Source organism: Phenylobacterium sp. (assembly GCF_036563285.1).
In the GTDB taxonomy this organism is placed as follows: Bacteria; Pseudomonadota; Alphaproteobacteria; order Caulobacterales; family Caulobacteraceae; genus Phenylobacterium.
In genome coordinates this window covers 1-8,215 of sequence record NZ_DATCMR010000009.1, presented here as the reverse complement: position 1 = coordinate 8,215, position 8,215 = coordinate 1, and the positions used below count along the sequence as shown (strand labels likewise).

General features: G+C 68.0%; 6 protein-coding genes and 1 pseudogene. 1 reads left to right on the top strand and 6 read right to left on the bottom strand.

Annotated features, from left to right (window positions below):
• From fusA to rpsL, 3 genes are all read right to left on the bottom strand, one after another.
• A partial coding sequence (gene fusA / locus VIL76_RS09600; protein ID WP_332044802.1) for an elongation factor G occupies window positions 1-1,776 on the bottom strand: 1,776 nt, incomplete at its 3' end.
• Between the two features lie 102 nt (window positions 1,777-1,878).
• Window positions 1,879-2,352: a 30S ribosomal protein S7 gene (rpsG, locus tag VIL76_RS09595; protein ID WP_332044801.1), complete on the bottom strand. Its 474-nt coding sequence runs from the start codon at window positions 2,350-2,352 to the stop codon at window positions 1,879-1,881.
• A gap of 12 nt (window positions 2,353-2,364) precedes the next feature.
• A complete protein-coding gene (gene rpsL / locus VIL76_RS09590; protein ID WP_332044800.1) occupies window positions 2,365-2,736 on the bottom strand; it encodes a 30S ribosomal protein S12 in 372 nt (123 codons plus the stop codon).
• A gap of 336 nt (window positions 2,737-3,072) precedes the next feature.
• On the opposite strand from rpsL, the gene VIL76_RS09585 reads away from it, so the two are divergent.
• Window positions 3,073-3,783: a hypothetical protein gene (locus VIL76_RS09585; RefSeq protein ID WP_332044799.1), complete on the top strand. Its 711-nt coding sequence runs from the start codon at window positions 3,073-3,075 to the stop codon at window positions 3,781-3,783.
• Between the two features lie 4 nt (window positions 3,784-3,787).
• Here the strand turns inward: VIL76_RS09585 and VIL76_RS09580 are convergent, their stop codons facing one another.
• The 3 genes and pseudogenes from VIL76_RS09580 to VIL76_RS09570 all read right to left on the bottom strand — a co-directional run.
• Window positions 3,788-4,117, bottom strand: coding sequence for a zf-TFIIB domain-containing protein (locus VIL76_RS09580; protein ID WP_332044798.1), 330 nt, complete (start codon window positions 4,115-4,117; stop codon window positions 3,788-3,790).
• 63 nt (window positions 4,118-4,180) lie between these two features.
• On the bottom strand, window positions 4,181-6,127 hold the full coding sequence (locus tag VIL76_RS09575; protein ID WP_332044797.1) for an alpha/beta hydrolase family protein: 1,947 nt from the start codon (window positions 6,125-6,127) through the stop codon (window positions 4,181-4,183).
• A 98-nt stretch (window positions 6,128-6,225) separates the two neighbouring features.
• Window positions 6,226-8,215 (bottom strand): annotated as a pseudogene (locus VIL76_RS09570) (DNA-directed RNA polymerase subunit beta'); the annotation flags it as partial.

Here is an 8,215-nt window from a genome sequence, read left to right as displayed (position 1 = left end):
CTCCTTGAAGGCCGCGCGGCTGGCGATTTCGAAGGCCAGGACCGAGGAGTCGACGTCGTGGAAGGCGCCGTCGACCAGGGTGGCCTTGAAGTCGATCAGCGGGAAGCCGGCCAGCAGGCCGTTGTCCTTGGCGGACTCCAGGCCCTTCTGGACGCCGGGGATGTATTCCTTCGGCACCGCGCCGCCGACGATGGCGCTTTCGAAGACGAAGCCCGAACCCGGCTCGCCCGGCTCGAACACCAGCTTCACGCGGGCGAACTGCCCCGTGCCGCCGGTCTGCTTCTTGTGGGTGTAGTCGATCTCCGCGCGCTTCCCGAGGGATTCACGGTAGGCCACCTGCGGCGCGCCGATGTTGGCTTCCACCTTGTAGGTGCGCTTCAGGATGTCGATCTTGATGTCCAGGTGCAGCTCGCCCATCCCCTTCAGGATGGTCTGGCCGGACTCGTGGTCCGTCGAGACGGTGAAGGACGGGTCCTCCGCGGCCAGCTTGGCCAGGGCGACGCCCAGCTTCTCCTGGTCGGCCTTGGACTTCGGCTCCACGGCTATCTCGATGACCGGCGCCGGGAACTCCATGCGCTCCAGGATCACCGGGCTCTTGGTCGGATCGCACAGGGTGTCGCCCGTGCGGGTGTCCTTCAGGCCGGCCAGGGCGACGATGTCGCCGGCGTAGGCTTCCTTGATGTCCTCGCGGTTGTTCGAGTGCATCAGCAGCATGCGACCCACGCGCTCCTTGCGGTCGCGGGTCGAGTTGAGCAGGCCCATGCCGGTTTCGAGCTTGCCCGAGTAGATGCGGCAGAAGGTAAGCGAGCCCACGAACGGGTCGTCCATGATCTTGAACGCCAGCACCGACAGCGGCTCCTCGTCGGACGCGCGGCGCTCGACGGGCTGCTCGGTCTTGAAGTCGATGCCCTGGGTCGGCGGGATGTCTACCGGCGACGGCAGGTACTCGACCACCGCGTCCAGGAGCGGCTGCACGCCCTTGTTCTTGAACGCCGAGCCGCAGAGGATCGGGTAGAAGGCGCCGGTCAGCACCGCCTTGCGGATGCACTTGTTGATCACCTCGGCCGACGGCTCTTCGCCGGAGAGGTAGGCTTCCATCGCCTCATCATCGAGCTCGACGGAGTTCTCGATCATGTAGTGGCGGGCTTCGTCGGCGGCCGCCTTTAGGTCGGCCGGGATCTCTTCGTCGCGGTAGTTCGCGCCGAGGCCGTCGTTGTCCCAGACCACCGCCTTCATGCGGACCAGGTCGATGATGCCCTTCAGCGTGGCCTCCGAGCCGATCGGGAGCTGGATCGGCACGGCCTTGACGCCGAGGCGCTCGCGGATGGTGCGGACGCAGAAGTCGAAGTCGGCGCCGATCTTGTCCATCTTGTTGACGAACACGATCCTCGGCACGTTGTACTTGTCGGCCTGGCGCCAGACGGTCTCCGTCTGCGGCTCCACGCCCTGGTTGCCGTCGAGCACCGCCACCGCGCCGTCGAGGACGCGCAGGGACCGCTCCACCTCGATGGTGAAGTCCACGTGGCCGGGGGTGTCGATGATGTTGAGGCGCTTGTTCTTCCAGATGGCGGTCGTCGCGGCCGACGTGATGGTGATGCCGCGCTCCTGCTCCTGCTCCATCCAGTCCATGGTGGCCGCGCCGTCGTGGACTTCGCCGATCTTATGGCTCTTGCCCGTGTAGTAGAGGATCCGCTCCGTCGTCGTCGTCTTGCCGGCGTCGATGTGCGCCATGATGCCGAAGTTGCGGTAGTCTTCGATTTTATGCGTGCGGGGCATAGCGGAAAGCTCTGGGAAAAGGGCGGTTCGTAGGGGCCTGAACGAACGGCGCGGGCGGTTTAGCTCAAACCGCCCGCGCCGGGAAGCTCAGTGTGTGGGGTCTTACCAGCGGTAGTGCGAGAACGCGCGGTTGGCTTCGGCCATCTTGTGGGTGTCTTCGCGCTTCTTCACCGCGGCGCCGCGGTTGGAAGAGGCGTCCAGCAGCTCGCCGGCCAGCTTCTCCGTCATGGTGTTCTCGCCGCGCGAGCGCGCAGCGTTGACCAGCCAGCGGATGGCGAGGGCCTTGCGGCGCTCCGGACGGACTTCCACGGGCACCTGGTAGGTCGCGCCGCCGACTCGGCGGCTGCGGACTTCGATGGCCGGGGCGACGTTGTCGAGGGCCGTGAGGAAGGTTTCCAGCGGACCCAGGTCGCGGCGCTTGGCCTCGAGGATGTCGAAGGCGCCGTAGAGGATGTTCTCGGCGACGGCTTTTTTGCCCTCGTACATCACGTAGTTCATGAACTTGGTGACGGTGACGTCACCGAACTTCGGATCCGGAAGGACTTCGCGTTTATCTGCGCGGCGGCGGCGGGACATTTCGTATCTTCCTTACTTCGGACGCTTCGCGCCGTAGAGCGAGCGGCGCTGGCGGCGGTCCTTGACCCCTTGGGTGTCGAGCACGCCGCGCAGGATGTGGTAGCGGACGCCCGGAAGGTCCTTCACCCGGCCCCCGCGGATCAGCACCACGGAGTGCTCCTGCAGGTTATGGCCTTCGCCGGGGATGTAGCACACCGCTTCGATGCCGGTGGTCAGGCGCACCTTGGCGACCTTACGAAGCGCCGAGTTCGGCTTCTTCGGGGTCGTCGTGTAGACCCGGGTGCAGACGCCGCGGCGCTGCGGGCAGCCCTTCAGGGCCGGCACCTTGTTGCGGGCCGGCTTCGACTGGCGCGGCTTGCGGATGAGCTGGTTGACTGTCGGCATCTAGTCTCGCTTGCGTGGAGGCGTGTGCCGTTTGGCCGTGGCGCCTCAGTGGGGTTGTTGTTGTTCGTCTGACTTTCCGAAAGCCGCCCCGCCGAACGCAAAAACTCGCCGGGACGCTGTAATCTGCGTTCCGGCGGGAGCCGCCCGACGGGACCTGGGTTTCACCCCCGGCCTCGAAAGAGGGCGCTACATAGTCGCGAAGCGCCTTCCCGTCAACGTTTGCCGCCCTGCGACAAGCCTGCGCCGGCCCCTGTGGCGGCAGGTCGTTTTTCGGCCACGAAATCGCCGTGGCCGCCCCGGCTTCATACGGCGGAGCTTGGTGGGACGGGAGGGCTGATGCGCGCACGCTCGCGCCGCGCCATCGTGGTGACGGTCTCGGCGGCGGCGCACGTCGCCGTGCTGGCCGTGCTCGCCCTGCACGCACCCCAGCTCACAATGCCCGCGGAGGAGCCTACCCTGCCCCACGCGGTGATCCCGATCCTGCTTCTACCCCGGACGCCGCCGCCGGTGGCCGGCCAGGCCGACCCAGGTCCCATCCGGCTGCACCGGCGCCCGCAGCCCTACGCCGCCGCGTCGCCGTCCGTCCCGCCGCTGCACGTCCCGAAGGCGGCGTTGGAAGCCCCGCCCAGGCCCCCCGCCCCGCCGCGCGCCGAGCCCCAGCTTCCGCCGGCAGTGACCGGTCAGGTCACCCAGACTCTGCGGCTCGGCACGGTCGGCTGCCGCCACGCCGACCTCATGAAGCTCAGCCGGCAGGAGCGGGAGGCCTGCGAGGACCAGCTCGCGGCGGGGGCCCGCGACGCCCCCTGGATACCGCCCGGCAAGTCGGCGAAGGCGCGCGCCGAGTTCCAGGCCCAGGGCGCCCGCAAGGACGCCCTTATGCGCCAGCGCGAGGCGCCGCTGGGGACCGGCAACACCAGCGTGTTCGCCGACCCGCAGGACTACGATGGCGAGCCCTACATGAGCGGGGCCGGCGTCTCGCTGTTCGGGCCGCCGAAGCATCCCCCGAGCAAGCGCGCCGCCAAGCAGCTCGGCCCGCTGAAGCCGTAGGGCGTCAGTCGAAGATGTCGAAGATGTCGAAGTGCTTCTTCTTCTTCCGGTAGTGGTAGTCGTCGTCGTATTTGTAGCGCTTCTGGGCCTCGTCGTACGGGTGGCGGCGCTTCCATTCGTCCGGATTGCGGTGGAAGTCCTGCACCTCGCGGTCCAGCCGCTGGACGTCCTGCTGCAGGCCGCCAGCCTCCTGCTTGGCCTGGCCGAGAATCTTCTCCAGCTCGCCACGATCGAGCCAGATGCCGCGGCAGCTCGGGCACATGTCGAGCTCGACGCCGGAGCGGTTCACGTTCTGCATCGAGGCGTTGCAATTGGGGCAGAGCAGCAGGGGCACCGGGTGTCCTCCGTCGTTGTGGTCCCGCTGATCTAGGCGCCCGCGGGTGGAATGGAAGGCCGCTCAGCGGACCGGCAGGTGCTTTCCAAGGAAGCCTTCCATCGCCGTCAGCACCTGGGTGCGCCCGGCCGAGCTCGAGAGGTAGTGGTCCTCGTCCGGCAACAGCACCAGCTCGTGCGGCTTGCCGGCCGCCCTCAAGGCGTTGGCCATCATCCGCGATTGCTCGGCGTCCACGACCACGTCCTTTTCGCCATGCAACAGCAGGATCGGCGGCCCGGCCTTCTTGGCGAGATGATACGGCGAGAGCGGCTGCAACTGCTCCTGCTTGAGATTGCCCAGGTCACGTCGCAGGGCCTTCATGGCGACGGAAACGTCGCCGTAGTCGCTGCCTTCCTGCGAGGCCAGGACCGCGAGGTCCGAGATGCCGGAGATGGAGACGGCGCAGCGGTAGGCCTGCGGGTGCATGGTCGCCGCTACGAGGGCCGAATAGCCGCCGAAGCTCGCCCCCACGACGCAGACCTTGGAGGTGTCCGCCACATCGGCGACCGCCGCCAGGCCATCCAGGAGGTCGGTCTGCACCTTGCCGCCCCACTCGCCGCGGCCGGCGAGCCAATGGGCCCGGCCGAACCCGGTCGAGCCGCGGAACTGCGGCCTCAGCACCGCATAACCGCGGGTCGCCAGGAACTGGGTCAGGAAGTCGAAGTCGTACTCGTCGCGCGCCGCCGGCCCGCCGTGCGGCAGGACGATCAGCGGCGGCTTGGCGCCGGCTGCAAGGTTCGGCGGCAGGGTCAGGTAGGCCGGGATCTCCAGCCCGTCGCGGGCCTTGTAGGTCAGCCAACGGGTCTTACCCATCGCGACCCCATCCAGCTCCGGATACTCCGGCCCGATCGGCGACAGCTCCTTGCGAGGCCGGTCGTAGAGGTGCCAGGTGGCCGGCGCGTCCGGCGCGGTCACCCGCACCACAAAGCGGCTGCGGTCCTTGGACCAGCTGGCCAGCTGCACGTGCTTGTCCTTGAAGGCCCGCGACAGGGTCGCGTGCGCGGCCCCGAGCTCGGCGTCCAACCACTTGATCACCGGCTTCTCACCACCGGATGACAGGCCCACCAGGCTCGTCCGCTGGAGGTCCCAGATCAGATCGAGGGATTCGCGGTCCTTGATGTCCGCCACCGCCACATCGGGTCCCCCGGCCAGCGGGCGGCGCATCAGCTTGTCGCCCTGGCTGAAGTAGATGGCGTCCTCAGGATCGGAATAGCCGTGGTAGTCCGCCAGCCCCTCGTAGTCGCTGGCCTTGATGGACTGCTGCCACCGCTGCGACCCCTTGGGCCGCGTCCAGATGGTGAGCGCGTGGCTGAACTCCACGAGGTCGATCCGGACCCGCGCCTCGCCCTTGTTGTCCACCTCCCAGGATGAGGTGTCGAAACTGCCGCGCTCGACGATTTGCCCGCGGCCGGTCTTGGGATCGACCTTCCAGAGGCTCATGACGAAGTCGCTTTCCGAGCCCTGCCGCTTCAGGCGCGTGTCCATCCCCCCGGCCGGCCCCCCCGAAAGCCGCAGGCCCAGCACCATGGCCTTGGGCTCCGGCTCGTCGGTGATCCCCAGCACGGGCTGCGAGACCATGTAGCCGGAGGCCGCGTCCTGCTCCAGAAGGCCCGAAGCCACCCTGGCCTCCGGGGTGATGGCCAGGTTCCGCTCGAGCCGGTAGGCGGTCCGGGGCCCGTAGCTCTGCCAGCGTGCGATGCGCGCCAGCACGTGCTCGTCGCCGGCCCAGCGCAGGCCGACGGTGTCGATGGGGCCCAGCCGCAGCGTCTTGAGCTCGGGCCGGTCGAGGGTGGCGAAGGAGATGGTGCGCTCCTGCGGCGTGCCGCCGAGGATCGCGAAGTTCTGGCTGTTGGGCGAGATCGCCGCCATTTCGACGCCCGGCAGTCGTCCAAAGGCCGACGCCGGCGGCGCCTGCGCCGACGCATAGGTGGCGGCCGCGGCAATCAGAACCGCCGCACAGAGAACTTTCATGAGACTCCCCCGAGCTTCAGGGGAAGCTAGCAAAGCTTTGCCATAAGACAAACGGCCCGGGATCGCTCCCGGGCCGTTCCGGCTTCGATCTGAGGCGCTTAGCTCTCGACCCGCTCGGCTTCCGCTGCGTCGGCGATGGTCTCCGGCAGCGGCTCCATGGCCTCTTCGCGGGAGGCGGTGAGCGCCTCGTCGCGCTTGGCCGCGATCCGCTGCAGGTTGCGCAGGTAAGAGCCCGTGCCCGCCGGAATGAGGCGGCCCACGATGACGTTCTCCTTCAGCCCCTCCAGGGTGTCGATCTTGCCCTGGACCGAGGCTTCGGTGAGCACCCGCGTGGTTTCCTGGAACGACGCCGCGGAGATGAAGCTGCGGGTCTGCAGGGACGCCTTGGTGATGCCCAGCAGCACCGGCTGGGTCACCGCCGGACGCGCGCCGCGGCCTTCGGCCTTGGCGTTCTCCTGCTCGACTTCGAGCTTGTCGAGGTGGTCGCCCTTCAGCAGGCCAGTCTCGCCGGGCTCGATGATCTCGACCTTCTGCAGCATCTGGCGGACGATCGTCTCGATGTGCTTGTCGTTGATCGGCACGCCCTGCAGTCGGTAGACCTCCTGGATCTCGTTCACCAGGAAGTCGGCCAGCGCCTCGATGCCCTGGATCCGCAGGATGTCGTGCGGGTCCGGGTTGCCGTCGATCAGGTACTCGCCCTTGCGGATCACGTCCCCGTCGTGGACGGCGATGTGCTTGCCCTTCGGGATCAGGAACTCGACCGCCTCGCCACCGTCTTCCGGGGTGATCTTGATGCGGCGCTTGTTCTTGTAGTCCCGACCGAACTCCACCCGGCCGTCCATCTCGGCGATTACCGCGCAGTCCTTCGGACGGCGGGCTTCGAAGAGCTCGGCCACCCGCGGCAGACCGCCGGTGATGTCCCGGGTCTTGGCGCTTTCCGTGGGGATCCGCGCCATGACCTCGCCCGGCTTCACCTCGTCGCCGTCGCCCAGCGAAAGGATCGCGCCCACCGGCAGCAGGTAACGGGCCTCGCCGCCGTTGGAGATCCGCATGTACGCGCCGTCCGGCCCGATCACCGACATGGCCGGACGCAGGTCCGAGCCCTTGGTGGAGGCGCGCCAGTCGATGACCACGCGGTTGGAGATGCCGGTGGCTTCGTCGGCTTCCTCGCGGACCGACATGTTCTCAACCAGGTCTTCGAACCGCACCTTGCCGCCCACCTCGGTGATGATCGGGGTGGTGTACGGGTCCCATTCGGCCAGGCGCTGGCCGCGCTTGACCTTCTCGCCGTCCTTGACGCGCAGGCGCGCGCCGTAGGGCGGCTTGTAGGATTCGCGGTCCTTGCCGTCGACCTGCACGGTCAGCATGAGGTTGCGGCTCATGCCGATCAGGTGGCCCTCGGCGTTCTCCACCGTGTTGCCGCCGCTGATCTTGACCACGCCGTCGTTGGCCGACTCGAAGAACGACTGCTCGGCGACCTGAGCGGTGCCGCCGATGTGGAAGGTTCGCATCGTCAGCTGGGTGCCCGGCTCGCCGATCGACTGGGCGGCGATGACGCCCACGGCCTCGCCGATGTTCACCGGCGTGCCGCGCGCAAGGTCACGGCCGTAGCAGGCGCCGCAGACCCCGTTCTTGGTCTCGCAGGTGAGCACCGAGCGGACCTTCACGGACTGGACGCCCGCGGACTCCACCAACTCGATCATGTTCTCGTCGAGGTAGGTGTCGGCCGGCACGATGACTTGGCCGCCGCCCGGCTCCTTCACGTCCTCGGCCGCGAAACGGCCCAGGATGCGCTGGCCGAGCGAGACCAGCACGTCGCCGCCTTCGACCACGGCGCGAAGGGTGATGCCCCGCGTGGTGCCGCAGTCTTCCTCGGTGATGATGCAGTCCTGCGCCACGTCGACGAGACGGCGGGTCAGGTAGCCCGAGTTCGCCGTCTTCAGCGCCGTGTCGGCCAGGCCCTTACGGGCGCCGTGGGTGGAGTTGAAGTACTCCTGGACGGTCAGGCCTTCCTTGAAGTTCGAGATGATCGGCGTCTCGATGATCTCGCCGGACGGCTTGGCCATCAGGCCGCGCATCCCGCCGAGC

What these genes read in the sequence shown, in the direction of transcription:
- VIL76_RS09585 (WP_332044799.1), top strand. Translation starts at nt 3,073, where the DNA reads ATGCGCGCACGCTCGCGCCGCGCCATCGTGGTGACGGTCTCGGCGGCG.
- VIL76_RS09575 (WP_332044797.1), bottom strand. Translation starts at nt 6,127, where the DNA reads ATGAAAGTTCTCTGTGCGGCGGTTCTGATTGCCGCGGCCGCCACCTAT.
- rpsL (WP_332044800.1), bottom strand. Translation starts at nt 2,736, where the DNA reads ATGCCGACAGTCAACCAGCTCATCCGCAAGCCGCGCCAGTCGAAGCCG.
- rpsG (WP_332044801.1), bottom strand. Translation starts at nt 2,352, where the DNA reads ATGTCCCGCCGCCGCCGCGCAGATAAACGCGAAGTCCTTCCGGATCCG.